Genomic DNA, 25,952 nt, shown 5'->3' on the forward strand with positions numbered 1-25,952 from the left:
GCCGTGGAAGAATGGCAATCCATCTTTGAAGAATGGTTTCCAAAAGAAATCAACAAAAGCTATCCTATTAAGATCTCTAAACAATACACAAGCAGTCAACGTTGGGAGATCTATGCAAAATTAACAAAAAAACAGCGGGAACTAGTCGATAAGCACCGCCGATATCTAATCAGCTCTCGTTTTATGGAAGAACATTATTTGGCCGCAACAGATTGGGTGTTTTCTGACTTCAAGATCAATCCGTTTTTTCGAACAAAACGAAGCCAGCAAAAATTGTATTGCGAATGTGGGAGAGAATTAAAAGTGCAATATATCGTCAAATCGCCAAAAACCGGCAAGACCCTAAAGCTAGGTATCAACCACTTTGCCGATCACCTGCATGTTTCTCCGACAGTAGCAGCTTCGATCCATCATGGAATGACAAAAGTCGATCTGGCCTTAGATGAATTATTATGGCTTAAGCAAAAGAATATCGATTTTCCTGAAGAACTATGGCAAAAATACTGTTTTGTCCTGTACCAAAATCGACGGATGAAACAGCCGTATTTACCGGATATAAAATTAGCACAACGTCTCGCAGAATTTCGCCAAGCGGAAATGCCGATTTACATAGCGGATTATCAAGCATTGGAAAATGAAATCAAGAAAATCAGTGAACACATCAACGGGCAGCCAAAAAAGCGACAGATAAAGAAAGAACTGTTTGACGACTTTGCAGAAGAATTAGTAAAGGATGTAGAAGAATTCTTGAACAACTATCGCACATTTTTACGTAAAGATTGGCAATCCATCGTTTACGAAGAAGTGCCAGCACATCCTAATGCTTATTTTGAAACGTTTATTTCCGCATTGAGAAAGACAAAACGTCAGCGAACACCAGAAGTCATTGCTCAGATGGAATATTTTGCGAAAAAACAACGGTTCATCCAACCAAAAATCTATCTATTTATTTGGAAGCAATATTGTCGCTATGGTTTTACGGAAGGATTCTTCGACAGCATTCCTCGGATAGTCAGAAATGGTTTTTTAAAAGTATTGCGTAAAGAACGAGAAGCCGTACAATCTGCTGATAAGAAAGAGTACACAGTCTCAAAAGAAAAATGGCAGCTAGTGGTGAAGGAGATCCATTCTGGGAATGTACAAGAGACGATCGACAAATGGAAAGGAAAACATTATCGTTTTACTGAAGCGCAAAAACAAGCGTTAGAATATTATCAGAAGTTAGAAGAATCACTGCGTTTCAATGATGAGGCAAGAAAGTATCTGAAGGAATTACTATAAAAAATAGGCTTTCTCTCTAAAAATAGAGAGAAAGCCTATTTTTTATGCGTGTTGTTGTGCGTTGTAGTATTCTTCTTCCATTTTTTGCATACGTTCACGTTCTTTTTGATTATACCAAGGAGAAACGGTAAATGCAAGGACATCATTCAGCAAGTAAACAGAGCTGTTCACGAACATCGCCAAACTTGCAGATCCATGCGTAAATGAAATATACCAAAGGACCATTTGTGCAAGCCCTGAAGCTAACCACCAGTAATATTGGTTATTATAACGCAAGAAACTGATGATGCCAGCAGTCAAGCTAATGGAAAAAGCAATGGCATCTACCCATGGGCGAGGATCATCTGTATAACGACCAATCAGGAATCCTGAAACAAGATAGACAAGGAAAGTACTGATGATTGCGATAAACCAGCTTTTTCCAGTGAATTTTCGGATTTTTGAAGCCATATTATGATTCCATTCTTTACTTAACAATACGGGGATATCCAATGTAATCATATAAGCAATCTGTTCACCGATACTTAAATAGTTCTTTGCTGAAAATCCAACGATAATAAAACAAATCGCAGACAAAATACCTAAAATACCGTTGACTGATTTTGCCGCATTGATGGATAAAATACACAATACACCAAGCGTGGTACCGATAAATGTGATAACGGACAGCCAAGTGATGGGACTATTGACAAGAGTCATGACCTGACAGCCAAGACTGAAAAAGAAAAGATAATAATTTTGTTGCGGCCAGCCTTTTAGCTGATGAGCTAAAAACTGAAAATATGACTTCATGTATGAGGACTCCTTAAGACACTAAATGTAGTGTGTTCTGTATTTACTAACACAATCTATTGTATGCTTTTCTTGGAAAAAAACTAGTCTTTCAATTATAAATAATTTGTGTTATGATAATTTTCTGTTTGTTTTCTTGAAAATATAATTTCTTACTTTCATTTATTATATTGGGAACAGGAAGAGTGTCTTGGAGGACCTACTTTCTGTTTTTTTTTTGCCTTTTTTCTTATAAAAAGAAAAAACAGCTATTTTTTTCAAGCTGACACATTTACAATAGAGCTGGAGAATAAGGTAGATACGAATTTAAACGAAGAATAGGAGCGCTCATATGAACCTTACAACGATCCATCATGTAGCCATCATTGTTTCAGATTATCAGAAATCACGTGATTTTTATGTTAATAAATTAGGATTTGAAGTAATCAGAGAAAACTACCGCAAAGAACGAGATGACTATAAATTAGATCTGAAACTAGGAAGTGCCGAATTGGAGATTTTTGGAATTGCCAATGCACCACAACGACCAAACTATCCAGAAGCTTGTGGCTTGCGTCATCTTGCTTTCAAAGTAGACGATATCGAAGAAACGATTGCAGAATTGCATTCCCTAGGGATCGAATCTGAACCGGTAAGAGAAGATACGTTTACAGGTAAAAAAATGACGTTTTTCTTTGATCCAGACGGGTTGCCGTTAGAACTACACGAATAAAGATAACAAAATTGTCACTTTTTTTTCGTTTCATTCGATTTTTCGTTCGTTCATTTCTTGATATTCTTTAAAAAAAGAAACAGGAGAATGAAGAATGAAAAAAATGATGTTTGGTGCTGCTGCCCTCATCGTAATATTGTTTACCGGTATGACAGGATTGCTCAGCGCCGCTTTTCACTTGGATGATATTAGTGATCAAGAATATCGGATCTCATTGAACGAAGCAGCAGCAATCGCTAAAAAAGAAACAAAAAAACATAATATATCTTCTATCCATTTTGCAGTGGAAAAAGAATTGGATAATCCTACGAATGCAACATATGAATACCAGTTTTTTTGTGAAGGACAAGTCATAGCAGTCAATCCGTCCACTGGGAAAGCAACTGTAAGGAATCATACAGAAAAAACAGCAGAACCTCTATTTGACATAGAAAAAACGGAAGAGTTCAAGCAACCGCAAGCAGCGATGAAGGAAGCAGTCAGCTGCTACGGGAAAAAAGCAAAAGTGAAAGAGTGGGCAATTGTAGTTAAAGATGAACGTCCGTATTATCAAGTCCAATTAATTGATGGAAAACAGACTCAACAGGTATGGATATCTGCATAGAAAAAGGCTATCGCTTCTCTTTTTTTCAATATAAGAGTAAGCTAAGAGGGTAAAGATGAAAGGAAGTTGAGATAACATGGAAAAAATGAAATGCCCTAATTGCGGAAAAAAATTTGCATACGAAGAAGTCAATAATGTAGTCGAACATAATGATAAAGAGATGCCAATCGTCTGCCCTTATTGCCGAACTGAAGCGGCAAGAATCGTTACTCATGGTTATTTCATTACTGAAAAGATAGAAGATTTTTTAAAATAACGATTTTGCGATTTCTTTTTCTGCATGTTAGAATGGAGAAAAGGAGAGGAAACTATGATTCGTTTTGCGAGAAAAGAAGATGCTCCAGAAATCGCCCCATTGATCTTAGTGATTCTAAAAGACATGGAATTGCCATTTTTGAAGCAGACAGGGGAACAAAAAACTTTAGAGATTTTAGAAGAAGCAATCACTGATCCTAATTATCGCTACAGTTATTCACGAGGTATCGTAGAAGAAATAGACGGTAAAGTTGCAGGAGTTGCTTACGGTTATACAGATGAAGAAGAAGCAATCATCGATCAGCCACTGGTACCTATCTTAGAAAAATATCAGTTAGATGCGTCTACACGTTTGTTCATTGATAAAGAAACGTTTCCCAATGAATGGTATTTGGACTCTATCAGTGTATCAGAAGATTTTAGAGGGCAAGGCATCGGTTCACGATTATTAGAAGCATTACCTAAATTGGCGAAGAAAGCGAATCGCTCCGTCATCGGACTAAGTGTGGATGAAAAAAATCCAAAGGCTAAAAAATTATACGAACGCCATGGCTTCAAAGTGGTCGGTCAGCAGATGATCAGTGGTCATCTTTATGATCATATGCAAAAGAATATCTAAAAAGATGTACCTGAAATGCGGAAATACGCATTTCAGGTACATCTTTTTAACTTAAGTCAAGCCGATAAGAAACAGGCTTATCGCGACTTTTGTCTTTACGGTAAAGCCAGTAATCTAAAACCGCAGCAATACAAATACAAACAGGAGCATCTTCATCATTTGAGATATCCAGTACATAGTAATCTCCTGAAAAAAGCGTAGCTTTATCCATCTTCATGATTTGTTGATTGAAATGATGGATTTGATATTGATGATTATAGATATCACCTTGGACTGTCCAGTGAAGCCTACGAATATAATAAAAATCACCGGGCCAATTGAATATTTTCTGCATGGTTCCCACTTTTTCGAACTCCTTATACAGTTCAAAACGCGTACCGAATGTCAGGCTTATTTGCTTGATGTGGGCAACAAGATCGCCATTCATGGCATAAAGAGACAACGCATCGCCCTTTGTTCCCCAGCGACCAACCATCAAAAACAGGGAATGCCCTTTTTCGTTTTTGACGATTGTCCGAGTTGCACGTCCAAGCTGTTTTTCCTGAATGAAAAATTCTGACATCTATATCCCTCTTTTCTAGATAAAACTATAAGTCTTCTGCAATCGCGCGCAATATGGCTTTTCCTACGCCAGATTCAAGGTTCGTGTCCGTTGTATATTTGGCATAATCTTTTACTTCGATTTCTGCATTTCCCATTGCAAAACTGACTCCCGCCACTTGCAGCATGCTGACATCATTGAAATTGTCACCAATCGTCATGACTTCTTCTAAAGAAATGCCACGCTCATGTGCGACATGGGCAACGGCAATCCCTTTTTGAGCGTTTTTATGGTTCACTTCAATATTGTTTTGACCAGAAGAAGTGACAGCTAAATCGCCTAAAAGAGAAATCTGCTTACCAACTGGTCCTAACACAGCAGGTCCTTCTGTATGAAAACAGATGATTTTCAAGACTTCCAGATTCTTTTCTTCTAAAATGGTACGAATACTGTCCACATATGTGATGTGCAATAACTCCAGCTTAGCTGAGGCCATGGCAATCGCCATTTTATACGTAAGGTGAGGTAAATGGGTAGCGACCATGGAAGCAAAGCTTTCGATCCGCTTCGCTTGATTTTCAGAATAAAGACCATCGTTGGTTGCTACTTCATAGTAAATACCGTTAGCGTCTAAAATATCCAAAACAGAGGTTGCTTGATTATTTGGGATGGATACGGTAAACAAGGAATTTCCTTCTTTATCAAATACTTGTGCCCCGTTCAAAGTGATCATCGCACAATCGATTCCTACTTCATCCAAAGCGGCGCGAGCTTCTTGATAGTTTCGTCCAGTAGCGACCATGAACTCAACACCGGCATCGTTTGCAAAACGTATTGCTTCGGCATTTTCAGGAGAAACACTCATATGGGCATCTAATAATGTGCCATCCATATCTGATGCAATTAATTTGATCATAATGATTATCGTTCCTTTCTGCTTCTTGTTCCTAGTTTACCATATTAATCAAGTGCTGAGGGGGAAGATTGTCCCTTGTGATTGAAGAAAATGTGAGTTATTCTTTTTATTAGGAGGTGGAGGTTTTGAAAGAAATCATTCATAACAGTTGGCAAGAAGTTTTGTCCTCAGAATTTTCAAAAGATTATTATCTGCATCTAAGAGAATTTTTAAAGAAAGAATATGCGACCCAAAAGATCCATCCAGATATGTATCATATCTATGAAGCGTTGGAATTGACTCCTTATGAAGAAGTCAAAGTAGTGATCTTAGGACAAGATCCTTATCATGGAGAAAACCAAGCTCATGGATTATCTTTTTCTGTGCAGCCCGGCGTGAAGATCCCGCCATCTTTAAGAAATATCTACAAGGAGCTTCATGATGATCTTGGTATCGTACCTGTTCAACATGGAAACCTAGTATCATGGGCTAAACAGGGAGTCCTTTTACTCAACACTGTTCTTACTGTTCGGGAAGGGCAAGCTTATTCACATCACGGGAAAGGTTGGGAAAGATTAACAGACACGATCATTGAAAAATTAAATGAACGAGAAAAACCAATCGTGTTTATCTTGTGGGGAAAACCGGCGCAAGAAAAAATCAAAATGATTGATAAGAGCCGTCATATCATCATTACATCTCCACATCCCAGTCCGCTATCTGCAAGCCGTGGCTTTTTCGGTTCCAAACCCTTCTCGAAAACGAATGATGCACTCCTTGCGTTAGGAGAAGAACCGATTGATTGGCAGCTGCCTGAAACAGTGTAATAAAACAGCGCTTTCCTGTTATAGCGCAGTTTGCCATATATGTGAAAAACTTCATTTTTCCGGCATTTTTGACTGATACAGATAAAATAAACTGTTCTTTTTTTATGGAATAGTGTATGATAATACATATAAAAACGTCTGGAGGTCATCTTGTGGAATTGTTTGATAGTTTAAGATTTAAGATTGTTCGCCGTGGGATCAAAATCGTTTTCCCGGAAGCTACTGATGCTCGAATTTTAGGTGCAGCTGCCCGGTTGAAAGCAGAAGAACTGGTGGAACCCATTTTAGTAGGAAACGAAGAAGAAATAAGAAATGCAGCACATGCCAGAGGAATCAAAACATCTAGCTTTACGATCATTAGTCCTGATACTTACGATAAGTGGGATGAAATGGTAGATGCTTTTGTCGAACGTAGAAATGGAAAGGCATCCAAAGAACAAGCAGAAAAGATTTTAAAAGATGTGAATTACTTTGGCACGATGCTTACGTATATGGGTGTTGCAGACGGCATGGTCTCTGGAGCAATCCATTCGACTGGTGACACTGTTCGTCCAGCACTTCAAATCATCAAAACAAAACCTGGTGTCAGTCGGACAAGTGGTGCGATGATCATGGTACGTGGAAGAGACCAAGAAAAATACGTCTTTTCTGATTGTGCAATCAATGTGAATCCAACTGCACAAGAATTGGCAGAAATCGCTGTAGATTCTGCAAAAACAGCTGAACTGTTCGATATCGAACCAAAAGTGGCGATGATGAGCTTCTCGACAAAAGGTTCAGCGAAATCGCCAGAAGTAGACAAAGTAGTTGAAGCCACTAAAATCGCTAAAAAACTAGCACCGCAATATTTGATCGACGGCGAATTGCAATTTGATGCTTCTTATGTTCCTTCAGTTGCACAACTGAAAGCGCCAGATTCAGAAGTAGCTGGTCAAGCAACAGTCTTTGTATTTCCAGAATTGCAATCAGGAAATATTGGTTATAAAATTGCTCAACGTTTCGGTAACTTTGAAGCAATCGGACCAATCTTGCAAGGTTTGAACAAACCGGTTTCTGATTTGTCTCGTGGAGCAAATGAAGAAGACGTATATAAATTATCGATTATCACAGCAGCACAAACATTGATTGATTAACAAATACACACGGACTAGTCCAAAAACGGCAGCTGCTGTTCTTGACTAGTTCGTTTTTTTCTTTAAAAAAACTTCATTACGCGATATACTGGCAAAAAGAAAGAAGAGCGGGAGAAGATGAAAAATGATCGAACTATCAGGATTAACAATGACAGAACAATTTGCAGAGGCAATTGGTCATTCCGCCATGCCAGGTGATAATCTGATATTGACTGGTGATCTAGGTGCGGGTAAAACAACATTGACGAAAGGTATCGCCCAAGGACTGGGAATAACGCAAATGATCAAAAGTCCGACATACACGATTATTAGAGAATATAATCAAGGCAGGATTCCGTTGTATCACATGGATATTTATCGGGTAGCAGCTAGCGGAGCTGACTTAGGGTTAGATGAATATTTTGAAGGAGATGGACTTTCCGTTGTCGAATGGGGAAATCTATTAGAAGAAGCACTGCCAGAAGATTATTTGGAACTGATTTTAGAAAAAAGTGATACAGATTTAGAAAAGCGTTATGTGAAATTAGTCTCATATGGTGAACAAAGTGAAACATTCAAACAGCGAATCCTAGAAAAATGGGTTGAAAACCATGAGTGAAGAAATTGGAATCATCTTGCGGGAAGCAGTGCCAGATGATGCAAAAGATATTCTTTCGATGATGGAACAAGTCAATAGCGAGACAGAATTTTTAGCTTTAGATGAAGCTGAACTTCTTTTACCCCCAGAAACTTTATCAGAAGAGTTGGGTTATATGTACGAAAGCAACAATAATTTATTGCTGCTTGCTCTCAATGAGGGGACGATTGTTGGAACAGCATCAGTCAAAGCAGACAGTCAATTTCGTTTATCTCACGTGGGAGAAGTCGGTATCAGTATCCTGCAGGAATATTGGGGAATGGGACTAGGTACTCTTATGCTAGAAGAAATCATCAATTGGGCGAAGGAAATGGGTGTACTTTTTCGATTGGAGCTGGATGTTCAAGTTCGTAATGAAAGAGCCGTACACCTTTACCAGAAAATGGGTTTCCAAATCGAAGCGGTCATGCCTAGAGGGGCAAGAACAGATTTAGGTGAATTTTTAGATGTATATAAAATGAGTTATTTGATTGAATAGAAAAAATAAGAAAAGAGTTAAGAAACTGTCAACCTTTTGGGAAGGCAGAAAAACGCACGAATGGACTGTGACAAAAGTCGTGTCGCAGTCCATTTTTTTGGATAAACGGTGTTCAAAAGCTTGCATCTGCGGTAATAAGCCCAACCAAACGAAAAATAGGAGGAGCTATTTTTGTTTGGCTGTTCTTATTACTTGATGCAGCACAGCTTTTTCACAACCTCTTCCTTAAACGGTGTTCTCCTGCCAACTCCTCGGTCACAAGCCACAACATTCATCAAACATGAGAAGCTGTTTTTTGAACTTGCTCCTTGTGACTCGGAGCTGAACGGCAGGCTCACGACCTCTTGGTAAACGGTGTTCAATCAGCTGACCTTCGGTATTAGCTCAAAAAACGGCAAAATATGAGTAACCATTTTGCCGTTTGTTTCTCTAATACTCAGGTCAAAACGCTGATTTCACAACCTCTTTGTGCGTTTCATAAGTAAATGATTATTTTACTTTATAGTCACGAGTTTTTTCAATGGATCTGTCCCGAATTTTTTTTCTTGATAAAGCAGGATTTCCGCACACGCACGACTATCTTCCAATGCATCATGATGATGATCTAATTGGATGTTCAAATTTTCGCACACAGTGTTCAATCGATGATTTGGAAATTCAGGAAACAAGCGACGACTGCTTTTCACTGTACATAAAGAAAGATAATTAGGCTGTTCGAGATGGTAATAATCTAAACAACCTGCTAAGACCTTTGTATCAAAAGCAGCATTATGTGCAACGACTAAACGATTTTTTTGAAAATATGGCTGGATAGTTTGCCAGACTTCTGGAAATTTCGGTGCATTGCGTACGTCTTCTTGATGGATTCCGTGAATTTGGACATTTCGCCAGAAAAAAGGAGTTTCAGGCTGTATCAATGTATAGAATTCATCGACGATTTGGCTGTTTTTTACCATGACTAACGCAAGAGAACAAGCGCTATAAGGCTGATGATTGGCAGTTTCAAAATCCATGGCAACAAAATTCATTTCTGTAAAACCTCCTTGGGAAATTACTGTAACATACTTTTGAAAAAAACAAATAGTTTTAACAAAAAACATAGGATTTTTTATGTAGTTTTTGTAGAGAAAAGCTATTTTTTGAACTCATTCCTTGCGACTCGGAGTTAGACGAGAGGATCATGACTTCTCGGTATCAGCCAGAAAACGGCAAATATGAGGAACTATTTTGCCGTTTTCTTTCTCTAATACTCAGGTCAGGACATTGATTTCACAACCTCTTGATAAACGGTGTTCTCCTGCCAACTCCTCGGTCACAAGTCACAATATCCATAAAACATGGGAAGCTGTTTTTTGAAATTGCTCCTTGTGCCTCAGTGTGAAACGGCAGGCTCACAACCTCATGGTAAACGGTGTTCAATCAGCTGACCTTCGGTATTCGCTCAACAAACGGCAAAATATGAGGAACTATTTTGCCGTTTTCTTTCTCTAATACTCAGGTCAAACGCTGATTTCACAACCTCTTGGTAAACGGTGTTCAAAAGCCAGTTTCTCGGTATTAAGCCAAATTTATGCAAAAATGTGGAAAGCCATTTTCACAAAATTTTTCTTCATACTCGAAACTAAACAGCTTTTTCACAACCTCTTTATTTCAAATCTAATTCTACTGGACAATGGTCACTGCCCATAATGTCCGTATGGATCTTTGCATCAGCCAGTCTTGGCGCTAAATCTTTGCTCGTCAAAAAGTAATCGATCCGCCAACCAGCATTGTTTTTTCTTGAATTGAATCGGTAATTCCACCAAGAGTAAACACCTTCTTGAGTTGGATAAAAATAACGAAATGTATCGATAAACCCGTTATCCAACAGTCGAGAAAGAGCCGCTCTTTCTTCTGGAGTGAATCCAGCATTTTTTTGATTCGTTTTCCAGTTTTTCAAATCGATCGTTTGATGCGCGACGTTTAGATCCCCGCAAACGATGACTGGTTTTTGTTTCTTTAGATTTTCCAAATAATTATAAAAGGCTTCTTCCCATTCTAATCGGTAATCTAAACGTTTCAATTCACTTTGAGAATTTGGCGTATAACAAGTTACAAGAAAGAAATCGGAATATTCCAAAGTGATCAGACGGCCTTCTGTGTCGTGGATATCGATACCCATTCCGTAAGTGGCATTCAATGCAGGTTCTTTAGCAAAAATGGCTGTACCAGAATAGCCTTTTCGTTCTGCATAATTCCAATATTGATAATAACCAGGAAGATCTAAATCGATCTGTCCTGCTTGGAGCTTTGTTTCCTGCAAACAGAAAAAATCGGCGTCTAACTCATGAAAAACTTCTAAAAAATTTTTATTTACGATGGCACGAAGCCCGTTCACGTTCCAAGAGATAAATTTCAATAAAAGCACACTCCTTCGAATTAAATTCCTTACCTTTGCGATACTATTGTACCTCATTTTAGTAAAAAATGGTGTAAGATGAAAGTAACTAAATGATCCAGGAGGAAAGTCGATGAAGATTGGTGTAATCGGTGTAGGGAATATTGCAGAAAAAGCATATTTACCAACTTATGCGAAAAAACAAGGAACAGTTGATTTTTATTTTGCAACACGAAATAAAGAAACAAAAGAAAGAATCCAAAAAGAATATGGGTTCCAACATCTATATGAAACGATCGATGAGCTCTTAGAAGAAAAAATCGAAGCATGCATGATCCACGCAGCAACAAAAGTACATTATGAGCTAGCAAAAAGATGTCTGGAAAATGGTATCCATGTTTATATTGACAAACCGTTGAGTGTCCATCTAAACGAAGTGCGTGAATTGCAAGAATTGGCTGATAAGAACCAAGTGATCTTGATGGTCGGTTTTAACCGACGCTTTGCTCCTATGGTAGAAGAATTGAAACGTATCCCAGAGAAGCGGCTGATCCAACTGCAAAAAAATCGAATAGCGGCAAAAGAGACGACAGAATTCGTCCTTTATGATTTATTTTTACATCTCATTGATACAGCGGTGTATTTATTGGATGAACCCATTTTGAGAACAAAATATCAGATAAGAGAAACAAAGGAATATTTGGAATATGCCATTTTACAATTAGAAACACAAAATCAAACGGCTATATTAACGATGGATTTGGCAAGTGGTGCTAATACAGAAAAATATCAAGTAACAAGTAAGAACGGTACTTATGAAGTAAGCGACCTGACCCAGCTTGTCATTCAAGATGCTGATGGAAAAAAGGTGAAAGAATTTGGCGACTGGACGAACACGCTAGTCAAACGCGGGTTTGAGCCAATGGTAGAGGCCTTCTTATCTCAGATTCGTTCAGGTAAACGGGAAGCAGAACTGCTTAAACAGCAAGAAGTTGTAAGAAGTCATGAATTATGCGAGGAAGTGCTTAAAGAGCACTACCGTCATCAACTTTGAACAAGACTGGCAAGATTGTATTAAGCGTGATAGAATAATGGGGACGTTTGAGAAAAGAAAGGAAAATCCTCAGTGAATAAAGAAGAAATAGTTGAAAGCTTAGCCACGATCACTTTATTGTTTGATGAACCATTGATGAACTATACGTTTACGAAAACAGGCGGACCAGCTGATGTCCTTGCATTCCCGAAAAAGCAAGAAGAAGTAAAGCAAATCATCGATTATTGCCGAATCCATGATATACCTTGGATGGTACTAGGAAACGCAAGCAATCTGATCGTTCAAGATGGCGGAATCCGCGGTTTAGTCATCATGCTGACTGAAATGAAACAGATTCATGTCAAAGGAACGATGGTCATTGCGGAAGCAGGTGCCTCACTGATTGATACGACTTATGCAGCTTTGGCCGAATCATTGACTGGATTTGAATTTGCTTGCGGCATCCCGGGAAGTGTCGGTGGAGCGGTTTATATGAATGCAGGTGCGTATGGCGGAGAGATCAAAGATGTTTTTGCTGAAGTGGATCTTTTGCTTGAAGATGGAACATTGAAAACTTTGACAAAAGAAGAAATGGTATTTTCTTATCGTCACAGTAAAGTCCAAGAACTACGTGCTATCGTATTGGAAGCTCGATTCAGTTTGCAAACAGGGGATTATGAAGCAATCAAAGCAAGAATGGATGAGTTGACAGAATTGCGTCAATCAAAACAGCCATTAGAATATCCTTCATGCGGCAGTGTCTTTAAGCGCCCAGTAGGACATTATACGGGTCAGCTGATCCAGCAAGCAGGATTGCAAGGTCTGAAATGGGGCGGTGCACAAATCTCTGAAAAACATGCTGGATTCATCGTCAATATCGATCATGCGACAGCGACAGATTACATTGAATTGATTGCGCACATCCAAGAAGTAATCAAAGAAAAATTTGATGTGTCTTTAGAAACAGAAGTGCGGATCATTGGAGAGAAACAAGCACTATCAGAAACAAGCAGAAGTTTAGCGAATTAATAAGTAATTGAATTGCACTTAAAATAAGTAAAAGAGCAGGACGGTGGACGCCCTGCTCTTTTTTGTGGTTGTTTACGCAAATGGTGCAAATCTTGTACATTTTAACACAATAAAACAAAAAATATAGAATATTTTCCCGTAAATTTTTCCATTTTTTGCAATATTCTCAAAAAAAAGATAAAAAATGAGAATAACTGATGAAAAAACAGGTGTAATCCATCATAAAATCAGTATAGGTGAAAAGATGAACTTTCATCTGCATATCAAGTGATTGGTATGAGGCATTTTTTTGAGGTGTAGGATATGAAGTTGGATTACCTTATCGAAGAGGAAGATAGAGAAAAACTGCTGTTAGCCAGATATTTAGAATTTGAGAAAAAGAATTACGTCGTGTTGTCTAAGTTATATGAAACATTAGGTTTATCTAAATTTAAAACAAGAAATTATATCATAGAATTAAATAAAGAATTTTCTGAATTCAAATCAAAGCCAGAGATCCAAATCTCAGAAGAAGGAGAGATTCATGTTGAACGGCTAAATTTGACGGATATCAAAAATTTAAGAAGAATCTACTTTCAACGATCAAAAATTGCTCGACTGTTAACGGAGATCGTGGATTCAAAAGTAACAATTGAAAAATTTGCAGAGAACCATTTTTTAAGCATATCAAGAGCTTATGTAAAAAGAAGAGAATTAGTCTCTTTTCTTGAACAGCATCAAATAAAGTTAAAGAAAAACATATTAGTTGGGGAAGAAATAAACATACGGAACGTATTATTTGGGGTATATTTTGGGGTCTTTAATGGTTTTTTTATGCCATTTAGAGAAAGCGTCATGAATGAAGCAAAAAGTATCGTGCAATATTTTGAATATCTGTTCAATTTAAAGTTGTCTGCCACAAAGCGAATCAAATTCAATTTGCTAACTACTGTTAGTTTGTTGAGGATTTATGGAAATCAACCAATAGGAAAACGTTTCTTTTCAGATGAATACTTTAGGAGCTCAGAAGGAATGAAGATTATTAAGGATTTATCGCATATTTCTTTTCTACATATCCCTAAAGAGCAGATTATTGATGAGATTTCTTATATCATGTTATTTTTGATTACGGAAGAAGAATTTGAATTAGATGGTGCGTTTGGACTTGCGGAAGCTCATTTCCATGATATCCATATGATTAGTCAAAAAATGTCAGTGGAATTGATTAATCAATTACCATTTTCAACTGAAGTTTCTGAAGAAGAAAGACTCCATATACGAAAAGAACTTCGTATGGGGATGATGCATGTCAATCGGAAAAATTGGATATTCGACTTTGAGATGACTAGTTTTACGTCTAAAAAGCAGTTGCAGTTTTTCTTCGAAACGTATCCAATATTCAGTACAGCGATCCAAAATGTCATACAAGATAATAAACGCTATTTCTTGGAAAAAGATGAACGTTTCATGATTCGCTTATTTTATGATTATCTTTTTTTATTGGTCGGTATTTGTCCAGTCTCTTATTTTGAATCACCAATCTATGTCTGTATTGATTTCTCTCAAGGATCTGCCTATACCGATTATATTATTTCTCAAGTGAAGGGATTTAAAAATTACAATATTGTGATTGAAAATCGAATCACTTCCCGTACGGATATTTATTTATCTGATTGTTTGCTTGAAAAATTCAACAAAGAGCAGATAATATGGAAAAATCCGCCGACTCCAGATGACTGGGAATATTTTGGGAATATCATTATCAGAGAAAAAAATAGACATTTAACTGAAAAAATCAGCTAATATTTATGGATGACAACTTTGTCTCACCTATTTATTAGCTGATTTATGTGTTTTTTCAAAGAAAAGATGACTAGATATCAAGAGATATGGCTTGACAAAATTAAAAAGTACATAAGTTATTATTCCGATTTTCTTGAAACAATAAAAAATCAAGAAAAATACTGTCCGAATTGACCATCTTTTTTTGATTTTATCTATATAATAAAATCATCTTATGAAAATTACTACTTCATGCCGAGGCAAGAGTAGGGAGGACTAAGAATAAATGTGTTCAAAAAGACAACCTAAAAAACTAAATAAACACGCTTGCCGTTTAGACAAAGAACGATCGTGTTCTGAAAACCGCTACGTCAAATTTGTGATGCGTACGATGCTAATCAGCTTATCTGTAGGTGTCTATATGAATGTACCCATTCAGGCAACGGCACAAACCATCAAGATCGTACGTACATCTGTCTCTGAGACGACTGATTCCCCTATTACTATTACCCATACTTTCACTGATGTAAGTGGAACACAGCTGCTTCCTTCTTTGAATTCCTATAATAAAGTCAGTTATCCTCCAACGATAAACCACTATTGGTTAATTCCTAACAAAACATTATGGACATCAGAAACTGGAAGCAGCGTGCCGCTTTCTGTTTTTTCCGGTATGACTGATCCAACAAAAGGTGATCAGCTAAAACAGATCATTGATAGTTTAAATCATGCTTTGACAGGTGTGAAGGACGGTGGAAGTGCACAAGTCTCTTATGTATATGGAAAAGATTATTCACAGTTCGAAGGAAAGGAAATCGACGTTCTGGCAGGGACAAAAATTTCGATATCGAATCTGGTAGAAAGCTTGAGGAATGCAGATGGAACACAAGGAGATATGTCCAAGGTAATTTCAAACAATGGGAATATCATAGACACGACAAATACAGGAGTATCTACTATTGACTTGTCTTATTTTGATCCAATTGCTTTAAAAACAATGACTGCATCTGCTGTGATTCATGTTCATGCTGATCAAACAGCTGTCAAAGGAAAAGATCTTCATCTAATAACAGGAGAGAATTACGACCCTAAAGCTCTTATCGAATATGTAACAAAAAGCGATGGAACTTCAGGGAATAAAGAAGAAATCAAAATGAGCGGGACAGTAGATCCTGCCACACCGGGAGAATATCCCGTCGTATTAACTTATGTAGACCCTCTTACATCAAAAGCGGTGGAAATAACAGCTGTCGTTTATGTAGAAGCACCTGCTGCTTCATCGACTGTCATCACTCATTTTATTGATCGTCAAACGAATAAAGAACTGCAAGCAGAAACACGCATAAGTAGTGTAGAACCTATTCCAGATTTACAACTCCCTGCTGAATTTTCTGATCGAGTACCAAATGTAGATTTGTCGACTTATGAACAAGACGGAAAAGTCACTTCTATTTCTGACTGGATGCAAGCAAACGGTTTAGACAGAAATAGTAACTGGTCGGTGATCCTTGAAGCCCTTCACTCAAAACTGATGAATAATAGGAAGCAATCAGGGGAGGAAATTACCTTCACTTATGTTTATGTACCGGATAATAGTTCATTAGAAGGTCACGTTGTTATTGCTCAGCCAAATGAAAAAATAAGTAAAGAAGAGTTGATCCAATCCGCAACAAACTCCTTAGGTAAACCCGTACCGTTAAAAGATGTAGCGGTTATAATCAACGGAGAACCATTGGAGGATGGTTATTTGACCAAACAAACAGGAGATTTTACGATTATGTATAGTTATCATGATCCGTATTCACTCCAAGAACTCCACGCTCAGTCGCTATTACATGTTTTACCATTAAATAAACAGATAAACCAAAAAGAACAAAAAAAACAAGAAGAAAGCTTGTCAGAAAAAAAACAACAAATGGCTCCTACAGTTTCTCCAACAGGGGAAGTAAAACAAACAAGAAGCCTAGAACCAGCAAGAATATCTATAAAAAGTTCAGAATCTAACAAAACGATAAGGCAAGAAGATCGTTTGATCCCACAAGTTTCTGAATCGGAAAATGAAATGTTAGAGTCTAACATAGAACAACAATTAGAAAAAGAAATTGTTGCTAAACAGCCGGAAGATCAAAATGAATCAGAGAACCACAAGGAAACGAAGAAAAAACGCTTGTCAACTATTGATTCCACCGATGAGCATCTGCAGCCGCAAGTACCACTTCCTAGTCCGGGAACACCCGCACCTGGTGGAGGTGTCCCTTCTTCTTCCGCTTTAGGAGATGTCATGCGGGGGATGGCAGGAACATGGGTATACGCTAATCGAAATGAATTTGACGCAGATGACTGGTTCTGATTCATTCCCCTATCTGTTATAGTCAAATAAGTAGCTGAGTTATCTGTTATTTGGCATAATGGATACGAGGAGGGATAGAAAAATGTTAGATAAAACGTTGCCTTACGCAGAAATCTGGATGACAAGACCACTTCAACTGCCTGTGCCAATGACACCTTTAGCGGAAGGTTTTGAATTTCGAACCTATCAAAAAGGGGACGAATCTGCTTGGTCAGAGATTGAAACTTCCGTTGGGGAATTTCAAACGACAGATGAAGCACTTGAGTATTTTCAAAAAAAATTTGCTCCTTATCCTGAAGAACTTGAAAGAAGGATGTTTTTTGTAGAGACAAAAAATGGAGAAAAAGTAGCAACCTGTACCGCTTGGCGAAAGAAATCAAGAGAGCGAGTGTATCCGGTTTTTCATTGGTTGGCAGTTAAACCAGTTTACCAAGGAAAAGGGCTCGCAAAAGCATTGACTGCTAAAGTCTTACAAGAATTTCCTACTCTCCATACGGATGGACCAATCTATCTTCACACCCAGACATGGAGCCATCAGGCGATTGCTCTTTATAAAAAAATGGGTTTTTCTTTTATTGCTGAAAATCTAGATGGCACACCTAATCCAGACTATGAAAAAGTTATGCAGGTTTTAAGTAAATTAGATAAATAAAAAAATGGTGAAATCAGCTCACAATATTAGAAGAAAAACGGAAAAGTAGTTCTTTCTATCTTACTGTTTTTGAATTCATCCTGTTGGCTAGCTGATGATACGCTATTTATTCGAAAAAGAAGAGGTCGTGACAAAAGTCTTGTCACTGCCTCTTCTCTTATTTCTTTAGTATGTTTATCGTTTGATTTTCTTGGGAATAAAATTCTTGATGAAAGTAAATTTTTGGTAATCATTTCGACTATAAAGGTAACCAAATATACTGAAAACGACTGCTCCAATAAAATTAACAAATAAATCCTTCATAGTATCCATGATTCCCACATCTAAATAACCATTTTGGATGATTATTTTATCTGTTTTACCGTCTGCATTCTGACTTTCAATGATTGTCCGAGTGATATCAGGAACATGATAGACAGTGTTTCCGTCTTTGCTTAACTCCACACTATTGATTTGCTGGACGATCGTATCTTTTTGCATATCGAATTGTAGCAATTTATCTGCTGAAAATTCAACAAACTCCCACATAACACCGACTGTCATCGAAAAACAAAAGGAAACGACTGCTAATAACAAAGGAGTCAAGTTCATCGTTTTTGTATTTTTATTGAGCAAATAAACAAGTGAAAAACCGACACCCCCAGCTAAAAATCCGCTGAATGCATGTAGAAAAGTATCCCACATTGAAAAATAGCCATAAAAATCGCTTAATTCTCCTAAAACCGTTGAACTGAAAATAAAAGATAACAATATGATTTCTAACATATTTGGAATCTGTATCTTTAATATCTTTTCCAGGAAATAAGGAATTTCAAATAAAATCAGTGTCAATAATAAAAGCATCGTATTTCCCCAATGTTGGTTCCAAATCTGATCCACTAGCATAATAACAACGATGATACGTAATAAAATATAGATTCCATTTGTGATTCTGCCAGCAGTTTTTGTACTGTTCGTAAAAAAGGTTTTCAAATGATTCATAAAATAACTCCTTCATGTATATCCTTAATTATACTAAGAAGCGTGCGATTACCAAAACTATATGTCTTAAAGAAAAACAGAGTTGATATTGTGAAAAAAATCACTTAATATAAGCATAAGGAGAAAAGGGGGATAAATATGAAAAAATTAGTTGTTGGTTTATTAACGGCGGTTTCGCTTCTTGCCATGAGTGCATGTGGCGCAGATCAGAAAAATACAGCACAGACAAGTTCTAGTACGAAGGAATCTGCCGAAGTGTCATCAGGTGCTTCTGAACAAGCATATACTGATCCAAAAGAAATGAAAGAATCTTATGATATCGTAATCGTGGGAGCTGGCGGTGCAGGGATGGCAGCCGCTATCGAAGCAAAAGATGCTGGCTTGAACCCAGTGATTTTCGAAAAGATGCCTGTTGCCGGAGGAAATACGTCTAAATCATCAAGCGGAATGAACGCTTCTGAAACCAAATTCCAAAAAGAAGAGGGAATCGAAGACTCAAATGAGGCATTCTATGAAGAAACGCTAAAAGGTGGCGGAGGAACAAATGATAAAGAAATGCTTCGTTACTTTGTCGATCACTCTGCTGATGCAATCGATTGGTTGGATCAAAATGGGATCAAACTAGATAATTTAACGATCACTGGAGGGATGAGTGAGAAGAGGACGCATCGTCCATCTGATGGCTCGGCTATCGGTGGATATTTAGTGGATGGATTATTGAACAGCGTCCATGAGCGAAAAATACCGATTTTTGTCAACACAGATGTGACAGACATTAAGAAAAATGGCGAAACAGTCAATGAAGTGACTGTACATGTCCAAGGAGAAGAACCAAAAGAGATCACCGGTAAAGCAATCGTCGTCACTACAGGCGGTTTTGGTGCGAGCAAAGAATTTATTGAAAGATATCGTCCCGATTTAGCTGATTATATTACGACAAATCAAGAAGGATCAACTGGAGATGGTATTACCATGATCGAAAAGTTAGGCGGACAAACCGTTGACATGGATAAAATACAAATTCATCCAACCGTGCAACAGGATGAGGGAATCTTGATCGGTGAAGTGGTTCGCGGAGAAGGAGCAATCTTGGTGAATCAAGAAGGCAAAAGATTTGTGAATGAAATGGATACAAGGGATAAAGTATCTGCAGCCATCACAGCGTTGCCTGAAAAATCAGCGTATTTGATTTTTGATCAAGGCGTGCGTGATCGTGCCACTGCTATTGAATTTTATGACCAAAAAGGATATGTCACAACTGGAAAAACAATGGAAGAATTAGCAGAAAAAATTGATTTGCCAAAAGAAACATTAGCAAAAACAATTGATGGATGGAATGCGGATGTTGCGGAGAAAAAAGATGCTCAATTCAATCGTGCCACAGCCATGGAACATGATCTATCGTCTCCAAATTATTATGCAATCAAAATCGCGCCAGGGATCCATTATACGATGGGTGGTGTGAAAATCAATACGAATACCGAAGTATTGGATAAAGAAAATCAGCCAATCAGCGGGTTGTATGCTGCCGGAGAAGTCACAGGTGGCTTACATGGAGACAATCGAATCGGTGGAAACTCAGTTGCAGAAATCATTATTTTTGGGCGACAAGCGGGCATACAAGCAGCTCGGTTTGCTTCTGAAAATGAATGAAATAGAACGTAAATAAAAAGAGGTTGTGAAATCAGCGTTTTGACCTGAGTATTAGAGAAACAAACGAAAAAATAGTTCCACATATTTTGCCGTTTGTTGAGCGAATACCGAGGGTCAGCTGATTGAACACCGTTTAAGAAAGAGGTCGTGAGCCTGCCGTTCAGCTCCGAGTCACAAGGAACAATTTCAAAAAACAGCTCCTCATATTTATTGAATATTGTGACTTGTGACCGAGGAGTTGGCAGTAGAACACCGTTTAGTGAAGAGGTTGTGAAAAAGCTGCACTGCATCAAGTAATAAGAACAGCCAAGTAAAAACAGCTTCTTATGTTTTTAACTTGGTTGGACTTATTACCGCAGATGCAAGCTTTTGAACACCGTTTGTTCGGAAAAAGAGCGTGGGACAAAAGTAAAGAACACTTTTGTCCCACGCTCTAAACACGTATAAACGGCGGAAGCAGAAGCAACTCCTTCTTATTTCTTGGAGTTAAACGCTTCTGTCCCAGTCTCTTTTTTGATCAGCATGGTTTTATTCAGCTATCTTCAAAATGATTTTTCCGATGTTTTTGTTTGCTTCCATATATTCATGCGCTTGTTTGACTTCGCTGAATTGGAATGTACGGTCAATGATTGGCCGAATCTTGCCATTTTCTAGAAAAGGTCCCGCTTTTTCCATAAAAGTTTGTGCGAGCTCTGCTTTATACTGATCACTTCTAGGTGTCAATAATGTACCAAGAAGTTGGACGCGTTTCCCAATCAATACACCAAGGTCTATCTCAGACACAATGGTTCCGCCAAGCATACCAATCAAGACCCAGCGGCCATCAACGGCTATAGAAGCTAAGTTCTTTTCCCAGTAAGAAGCGCCGATGAAATCCAAGATAACATCGACTCCTCGACCATCAGTGATCTTTCTTACCTCTTCTTGAAAATCTTGTTTTTTATAGTTGATCAATTCATCTGCACCGAGTTCTTTACAAAAGGCGAGCTTTTCTTCTGATCCTGCAGTAACGATGATTTTCGCGTGAGAAAGTTGTCTAGCTAATTGGATCGCTGCTGTTCCAACACCACTTGCTCCTGCGTGGATCAAAACAGTTTCGCCTTCTTGTAATTTTCCAAGCCAATAAAGTGTTTGATAAGCAGTCAGAAAAACTTCTGAGATTCCAGCAGCAGAAACATAATCTAACGTATCAGGGAGAAGGATTGCTCGATCGGCAGGCATCACAGCATATTCAGCATAACCACCTAGATTGACTAATCCGTACACTTTTGTCCCAGGAGTAAAAGTGGAGATATCACTTTTATTCTCAACTACCTCTCCAGCTACTTCGACACCCAAAATAGGATAGGGAGGTTTTAAAGAGACTGATTCTCTTTTCATGATATCTGTTCGATTGACCGCTGCTGTATGGACTTTGATCAATAATTCGCCTTGTTTTGGTTCAGGAACAGGCACTTCTATTTGTTCTAATACATCTACAGAACCAGGATGCTTGATTGAAATGGCACGCATGGATCTATTCCTCCTTTGCCCATTCTTGGAATGCTGTATTCAACTCTTTGCTACCTTCAGAAAGTACTAGAGTCGTACGGGAAATATCCGTTTCTTCCACAAGAGCGGCAAGTACAGCAGCAACTGTAGAACGAGAAATCGTTTTGGCTGCTTTTTCATTAGGCTTAGTCAATTGAATGGAGGTGACTTCTTCATCGTTCGTCAATGTGACTGGTTGAAGAATGACAAAATCTAAGTTAGTTCGTTTCAGCCATTCATCTGCATAATGTTTAGTAATATAATAATCTGTCATGGACTCAGGCCATTTTGCTGGTTCATCTGCATAAACAGCACTGACCATCAGATAACGAGAGACATGCGCATTTTCAGCTGCGATAACTGTTTTGATTGCACCATCCAAGTCTACTTGCAGAAGATTCTTTCCTTGAGAACCGGCAGCAAAAATCAATACATCGATACCTTTGAATGCTTCAGCCATTTTTTCCACGGACCAAGTCAAATCAAAAGAGACATACGAAACATTCTCTTTTTTCACTAATGTCTGGGAAGCGACATCTCTTACCCCAGCAAAAATTTCGTGGGGACTTGAAGCTAGATCTTTTATCAGGTGTCGGCCAATCTGTCCGTTTGCACCTACAACAAAAATTTTCATTTGGATCATCCTTTCGACGTCAAATCTTACTATTTAATAGTAACACCAAAAGAAAAAAAAATCAGACATCGGCTACGATGACTATCAGTGATGAAGAGAAGGGCGCTTGAAGTATCTTAACAAGACATTGCATACTGCTGCAGTCGCAAGACCAGCGACGATTCCTTCAGGTACGCCACTTGTAAAAATAACTGCAAGAATAGCTGAATAAACAGCATTTAAATTTGTCCCGATGACTTTGGCGTAATCTTGCTGGAATAAAAAGTAGATCATATTCATCACTAAAATCGTATTGGTCAATGAGCCGGCAAGTCCTGCTAAGAATAAAGAGACGGTATCTGCTTTTTGTTTCATCAGTTTACGCAGACCATTATAAACGAAATAAGGAACAACACCAATCAAGATCCGAGGAATAAACGCGATCAACAAGGCTTTCCAGCTTCCATGTTCAGTTCCGATGACTGGGATGAACGGAGAAAAGACAAAAGACAAAGGTGTTTGGATAACCGTACTTCGAATCATACTGATCAGTCCAAATGTACCGCCAAGAAAAGCACCTAGTCTTGGTCCTAAAACGATCGAAGCAATGATTACAGGTATATGCATGGTTGTTGCATTTATTGGGCCAATAGGAATAAACCCTAGAGGCGTAACAGCTAATAAAATCAAAATAGCTAAAAACATCGCAGTCAAAGTAAAATTTTTTGTATTTTTCATAAGTACTCCTTTTTCACTAAGCATTTCTTTCGTTAAGAGTCAGCATGACCTGTTCGATGATCGTCTGAATATCAGCTAAAGCACCTTTTCCAAAATCTCCGCAAGCTAAAAGAGATTCTTTTGGTTCGATTTCCTGATAGCCGACAGATCTCAATGTTTCCAGATTACGCTGAGTGATCGAGTTTTGATACATATTCGTGTTCATGGCAGGGGCAATCAGTTTTGGTGTTCCCTCCGGAAGCGCCATTGCGACTGTTGAAAGGAGATCGTCTGCAATGCCGTTTGCTAGCTTGCCGATAATGTTTGCTGTAGCAGGTGCGATGAGAAACAAGTCAGCTTGTTTGGCTAGTTCGATATGATTGATCACCTGTGGATTTGATTCTTGCATGACATCTGTATGGACTGCTCGCTTCGACAGAGATTGCAAGGTTAATGGCGTGATAAAATGTGTGCTGCTTTGAGACATAATCACATCTACTTGGACACCTGATTTGACAAATTGACTTGTAAGATCGGCGCTTTTGTAAGCAGAAATACTTCCGGTAACGCCTAATAAGATCTTTTTCATTTTGATTCCTCCAATCTAATTTTATCAGTAATCAATGCAGCAATCTCAGATTTGCTTTGTGCTTCTTCCACTGTCCCATCTTTAGATAAGAGATAGCCGTGGTGTGTCTCGCCATGGATTTCTGTCAAATCATTTGCGAAAATAAAATCAGTTTTGTTATTTATCAGACTGTTTTTGGCGACTGTAAGAAGTGATTCCTTTGGTACATCTACTAATAGTTTGAAACCAATGATTTTCGCTTTCGGCTGCCATTCACGCAGATAAGAAATGATTTTTGGCGTTTTCTTCAAAACGAGCACAAGATGCTCAGTGTCAGAAGAGATTTTTGAAGCAGAGTTCTTTGTTTGTTCATTTTCTGCAAACCAATTGGCCAGTTCTTCTTGCGTTGAAGAAGCGGGTAGTTTTTTTGCCAACTGTTCTTCTGAAAAACTAAAAGCAGGAGTAAAATCACTGACTGCCATACTGTGGATAATTGCATCATAGTGTTCTTTTTTTGAGAGTGCTTCTAATTGCAAAAACAAGTCTTGGGCAGACTCAATCGTATAGATCGTTATATTGGAACGTCTTTCCGGTTTCAGTGCTTGTCTCGTAGTCACGTAATCGACTGTGGTATCTGGGTTGGCAGCTAAGTGATCAGCTAAAGCTTGTCCTAATCGTCCTGTCGAATGATTCGTAATAGCACGTACCTGATCGATTTTTTCAGTTGTCCCTCCAGCTGTGATCAGAACCTTCATTTTTGGTCACCTACATTTACCAGTGTTCTTCCTTGATGCGTCCCAGCAAGTAGTTTAGTTGCTGTTTCAGGCAACTGCTCCAGAGTAACTTCTTGGGCAACTAAGTCATCTGCTATCTGCAAATCTGCCATCTGTTGCCATAAAGAAGGACGTTGTTCAATAGGTACATTGACAGAATCGATGCCAATCAATTGGATGTTTCGCAGAATAAAAGGCAAAACGGTCGTGTTTAGTTTGATTCCCCCTGCATTGCCGCATAAAGCTGCTACACCGTTATAAGAGATCAATGGAAGAAGACTACTTAGTTGCTCACCACCTACTGTGTCGATGACAGCATCGATTTGCTGTTTTCCTAAAGCTTTTGTTGTTTCTGGCAGAAATTCATCAGGACGTACGACTTGAGAAGCACCTAAACTTTTTAGCCATGTGACAGACTCTTCTTTTCTGGAAAAAGCAATGATTGACTGGAATCCGTGTTTATGTAACAGGGCGACAGCTACACTGCCTACACCGCCAGAAGCACCAGTAACGACAATTTTTTTATTGGAGGTTATGCCTTGACGGATTAAAGCGTTCACACACAACATAGCAGTAAACCCTGCTGTACCAAAAATCATCGCTTGACGCAGTGTCATATTTTTCGGTAGAGGGACTAACCAGTCTCCTGGTACTTTTTGGTATTGGCTGTAACCGCCTGGATAGGTGACACCAAGCCCAAAACCAGTAGCAAGTACAAGATCTCCTTCTGAAAAACGTGAATCTTTACTTTGGACGACAGTTCCGGATAAATCAATCCCTGGAGTCATCGGATAGGTTCGTATCACCTGACCGGACTCGCTCATTGCCAATGCATCTTTATAATTGACATCAGAATAGGCAATTTTTACCAAGACTTCATTTTCAGCCAATTCAGTAAATGGCAGATCACTGATTGCTGTATGGAAAACAGGTTCATTTATTACCTGAAAAGATCGAAAAGCGTTCATTCGTGAGACACTCCTTTTAAAAATTTTCTTTTATCATACCACAAAGCCTACTTTTTTATTCTGGTTCTTCCTTAAATTTAGACAAAAATTAGGTGAAAGAGGCAGAAAAAAGAAAGAATCGAATAAGTAGAAATGATTCGAAAAGATAAAGAAATATTCAGCAAAAAAAATGT

Annotated in this window: 27 protein-coding genes; 15 read left to right on the forward strand and 12 right to left on the reverse strand. The window is 38.3% G+C overall.

The genetic code is table 11. The annotated features are described in order from the left end of the window. Nucleotides 1-3 precede the first annotated feature (3 nt). On the forward strand, nt 4-1,281 hold the full coding sequence (locus KFO35_RS06350; RefSeq protein WP_070703714.1) for a hypothetical protein: 1,278 nt from the start codon (nt 4-6) through the stop codon (nt 1,279-1,281). Between the two features lie 42 nt (nt 1,282-1,323). Here KFO35_RS06350 and pnuC read toward each other — a convergent pair whose 3' ends face one another. Next, nucleotides 1,324-2,073, reverse strand: coding sequence for a nicotinamide riboside transporter PnuC (gene pnuC / locus KFO35_RS06355; RefSeq protein WP_002287078.1), 750 nt, complete (start codon nt 2,071-2,073; stop codon nt 1,324-1,326). Nucleotides 2,074-2,404: 331 nt separating this feature from the next. Between pnuC and gloA2 the strand changes: the two genes are divergently transcribed. The 4 genes from gloA2 (at nt 2,405) to KFO35_RS06375 (ending at nt 4,263) form a co-directional block, all read left to right on the forward strand. Continuing rightward, nucleotides 2,405-2,785 (forward strand): SMU1112c/YaeR family gloxylase I-like metalloprotein, encoded by a 381-nt coding sequence (gene gloA2, locus KFO35_RS06360; RefSeq protein ID WP_002313429.1) that lies wholly within the window; start codon nt 2,405-2,407, stop codon nt 2,783-2,785. Between the two features lie 94 nt (nt 2,786-2,879). Continuing rightward, on the forward strand, nt 2,880-3,389 hold the full coding sequence (locus KFO35_RS06365) for a hypothetical protein (protein WP_002344491.1): 510 nt from the start codon (nt 2,880-2,882) through the stop codon (nt 3,387-3,389). 76 nt (nt 3,390-3,465) lie between these two features. Next, a complete protein-coding gene (locus KFO35_RS06370; protein WP_002308376.1) occupies nt 3,466-3,645 on the forward strand; it encodes a hypothetical protein in 180 nt (59 codons plus the stop codon). A 54-nt stretch (nt 3,646-3,699) separates the two neighbouring features. Beyond that, nucleotides 3,700-4,263, forward strand: a complete 564-nt coding sequence (locus KFO35_RS06375; RefSeq protein ID WP_070872676.1) for a GNAT family N-acetyltransferase — start codon at nt 3,700-3,702, stop codon at nt 4,261-4,263. A gap of 46 nt (nt 4,264-4,309) precedes the next feature. Here the strand turns inward: KFO35_RS06375 and KFO35_RS06380 are convergent, their stop codons facing one another. Further along, nucleotides 4,310-4,825 carry an LURP-one-related/scramblase family protein gene (locus tag KFO35_RS06380; protein WP_002344490.1) on the reverse strand — a complete coding sequence of 172 codons (516 nt, stop codon included), beginning with the start codon at nt 4,823-4,825 and terminating at the stop codon, nt 4,310-4,312. A 25-nt stretch (nt 4,826-4,850) separates the two neighbouring features. Further along, nucleotides 4,851-5,720 carry a Cof-type HAD-IIB family hydrolase gene (locus KFO35_RS06385; protein WP_002312156.1) on the reverse strand — a complete coding sequence of 290 codons (870 nt, stop codon included), beginning with the start codon at nt 5,718-5,720 and terminating at the stop codon, nt 4,851-4,853. Nucleotides 5,721-5,845: 125 nt separating this feature from the next. Here KFO35_RS06385 and KFO35_RS06390 point away from each other — a divergent pair, with 125 nt between their 5' ends. The 4 genes from KFO35_RS06390 to KFO35_RS06405 all read left to right on the forward strand — a co-directional run bounded on the left by KFO35_RS06390 (nt 5,846) and on the right by KFO35_RS06405 (nt 8,774). After that, a complete protein-coding gene (locus KFO35_RS06390; RefSeq protein ID WP_156272299.1) occupies nt 5,846-6,526 on the forward strand; it encodes a uracil-DNA glycosylase in 681 nt (226 codons plus the stop codon). A 152-nt stretch (nt 6,527-6,678) separates the two neighbouring features. Next, complete coding sequence (gene pta / locus KFO35_RS06395) at nt 6,679-7,659, forward strand: phosphate acetyltransferase (protein ID WP_002312157.1); 981 nt, start codon at nt 6,679-6,681, stop codon at nt 7,657-7,659. A 124-nt stretch (nt 7,660-7,783) separates the two neighbouring features. Continuing rightward, nucleotides 7,784-8,257 carry a tRNA (adenosine(37)-N6)-threonylcarbamoyltransferase complex ATPase subunit type 1 TsaE gene (tsaE, locus tag KFO35_RS06400; protein ID WP_002344487.1) on the forward strand — a complete coding sequence of 158 codons (474 nt, stop codon included), beginning with the start codon at nt 7,784-7,786 and terminating at the stop codon, nt 8,255-8,257. Further along, nucleotides 8,250-8,774 carry a GNAT family N-acetyltransferase gene (locus tag KFO35_RS06405; protein ID WP_002344486.1) on the forward strand — a complete coding sequence of 175 codons (525 nt, stop codon included), beginning with the start codon at nt 8,250-8,252 and terminating at the stop codon, nt 8,772-8,774. The genes tsaE and KFO35_RS06405 overlap by 8 nt, the downstream gene beginning before the upstream one ends. Before the next feature lie 494 nt (nt 8,775-9,268). Here KFO35_RS06405 and KFO35_RS06410 read toward each other — a convergent pair whose 3' ends face one another. Both KFO35_RS06410 and KFO35_RS06415 read right to left on the reverse strand, forming a co-directional pair. After that, nucleotides 9,269-9,802: a 3'-5' exonuclease gene (locus tag KFO35_RS06410; protein WP_002291442.1), complete on the reverse strand. Its 534-nt coding sequence runs from the start codon at nt 9,800-9,802 to the stop codon at nt 9,269-9,271. 617 nt (nt 9,803-10,419) lie between these two features. Beyond that, the gene (locus KFO35_RS06415; RefSeq protein ID WP_002308394.1) at nt 10,420-11,172 is read right to left on the reverse strand and encodes an exodeoxyribonuclease III; all 753 of its coding nucleotides are present in this window, start codon (nt 11,170-11,172) and stop codon (nt 10,420-10,422) included. A gap of 112 nt (nt 11,173-11,284) precedes the next feature. Here KFO35_RS06415 and KFO35_RS06420 point away from each other — a divergent pair, with 112 nt between their 5' ends. The 5 genes from KFO35_RS06420 to KFO35_RS06440 all read left to right on the forward strand — a co-directional run bounded on the left by KFO35_RS06420 (nt 11,285) and on the right by KFO35_RS06440 (nt 17,976). Beyond that, nucleotides 11,285-12,205: a Gfo/Idh/MocA family protein gene (locus tag KFO35_RS06420; RefSeq protein WP_024636558.1), complete on the forward strand. Its 921-nt coding sequence runs from the start codon at nt 11,285-11,287 to the stop codon at nt 12,203-12,205. A 72-nt stretch (nt 12,206-12,277) separates the two neighbouring features. Continuing rightward, complete coding sequence (gene murB, locus KFO35_RS06425; protein ID WP_070703712.1) at nt 12,278-13,213, forward strand: UDP-N-acetylmuramate dehydrogenase; 936 nt, start codon at nt 12,278-12,280, stop codon at nt 13,211-13,213. Between the two features lie 303 nt (nt 13,214-13,516). Further along, entirely contained in the window at nt 13,517-14,995 is a 1,479-nt protein-coding gene (locus tag KFO35_RS06430) for a helix-turn-helix domain-containing protein (RefSeq protein WP_070703710.1), read from the forward strand. Nucleotides 14,996-15,260: 265 nt separating this feature from the next. Continuing rightward, the gene (locus KFO35_RS06435) at nt 15,261-17,324 is read left to right on the forward strand and encodes a bacterial Ig-like domain-containing protein (RefSeq protein WP_070703708.1); all 2,064 of its coding nucleotides are present in this window, start codon (nt 15,261-15,263) and stop codon (nt 17,322-17,324) included. Nucleotides 17,325-17,406: 82 nt separating this feature from the next. Beyond that, nucleotides 17,407-17,976, forward strand: a complete 570-nt coding sequence (locus KFO35_RS06440) for a GNAT family N-acetyltransferase (RefSeq protein ID WP_070703706.1) — start codon at nt 17,407-17,409, stop codon at nt 17,974-17,976. A gap of 174 nt (nt 17,977-18,150) precedes the next feature. On the opposite strand, the gene KFO35_RS06445 is transcribed toward KFO35_RS06440, so the two are convergent. Further along, nucleotides 18,151-18,957 (reverse strand): DUF2238 domain-containing protein, encoded by an 807-nt coding sequence (locus KFO35_RS06445; protein WP_070769810.1) that lies wholly within the window; start codon nt 18,955-18,957, stop codon nt 18,151-18,153. 138 nt (nt 18,958-19,095) lie between these two features. On the opposite strand from KFO35_RS06445, the gene KFO35_RS06450 reads away from it, so the two are divergent. Continuing rightward, complete coding sequence (locus tag KFO35_RS06450; protein ID WP_070703702.1) at nt 19,096-20,610, forward strand: flavocytochrome c; 1,515 nt, start codon at nt 19,096-19,098, stop codon at nt 20,608-20,610. Nucleotides 20,611-21,138: 528 nt separating this feature from the next. Here the strand turns inward: KFO35_RS06450 and KFO35_RS06455 are convergent. The 6 genes from KFO35_RS06455 to KFO35_RS06480 form a co-directional block, all read right to left on the reverse strand. After that, on the reverse strand, nt 21,139-22,122 hold the full coding sequence (locus tag KFO35_RS06455; RefSeq protein ID WP_070703589.1) for an NAD(P)H-quinone oxidoreductase: 984 nt from the start codon (nt 22,120-22,122) through the stop codon (nt 21,139-21,141). A gap of 4 nt (nt 22,123-22,126) precedes the next feature. Next, nucleotides 22,127-22,774: an SDR family oxidoreductase gene (locus tag KFO35_RS06460; protein ID WP_002334895.1), complete on the reverse strand. Its 648-nt coding sequence runs from the start codon at nt 22,772-22,774 to the stop codon at nt 22,127-22,129. Between the two features lie 84 nt (nt 22,775-22,858). Next, entirely contained in the window at nt 22,859-23,491 is a 633-nt protein-coding gene (locus KFO35_RS06465) for an ECF transporter S component (RefSeq protein WP_002308409.1), read from the reverse strand. A gap of 16 nt (nt 23,492-23,507) precedes the next feature. Continuing rightward, nucleotides 23,508-24,059, reverse strand: a complete 552-nt coding sequence (gene coaC / locus KFO35_RS06470) for a phosphopantothenoylcysteine decarboxylase (RefSeq protein ID WP_070703587.1) — start codon at nt 24,057-24,059, stop codon at nt 23,508-23,510. Further along, on the reverse strand, nt 24,056-24,793 hold the full coding sequence (locus tag KFO35_RS06475; RefSeq protein WP_002334893.1) for a phosphopantothenate--cysteine ligase: 738 nt from the start codon (nt 24,791-24,793) through the stop codon (nt 24,056-24,058). The genes coaC and KFO35_RS06475 overlap by 4 nt, the downstream gene beginning before the upstream one ends. Next, nucleotides 24,790-25,779, reverse strand: coding sequence for an oxidoreductase (locus tag KFO35_RS06480; protein ID WP_070703585.1), 990 nt, complete (start codon nt 25,777-25,779; stop codon nt 24,790-24,792). The genes KFO35_RS06475 and KFO35_RS06480 overlap by 4 nt, the downstream gene beginning before the upstream one ends. Between the last annotated feature and the right edge of the window lie 173 nt (nt 25,780-25,952).

Source organism: Enterococcus lactis (assembly GCF_015751045.1).
Classification (GTDB): Bacteria; Bacillota; Bacilli; order Lactobacillales; family Enterococcaceae; genus Enterococcus_B; species Enterococcus_B lactis.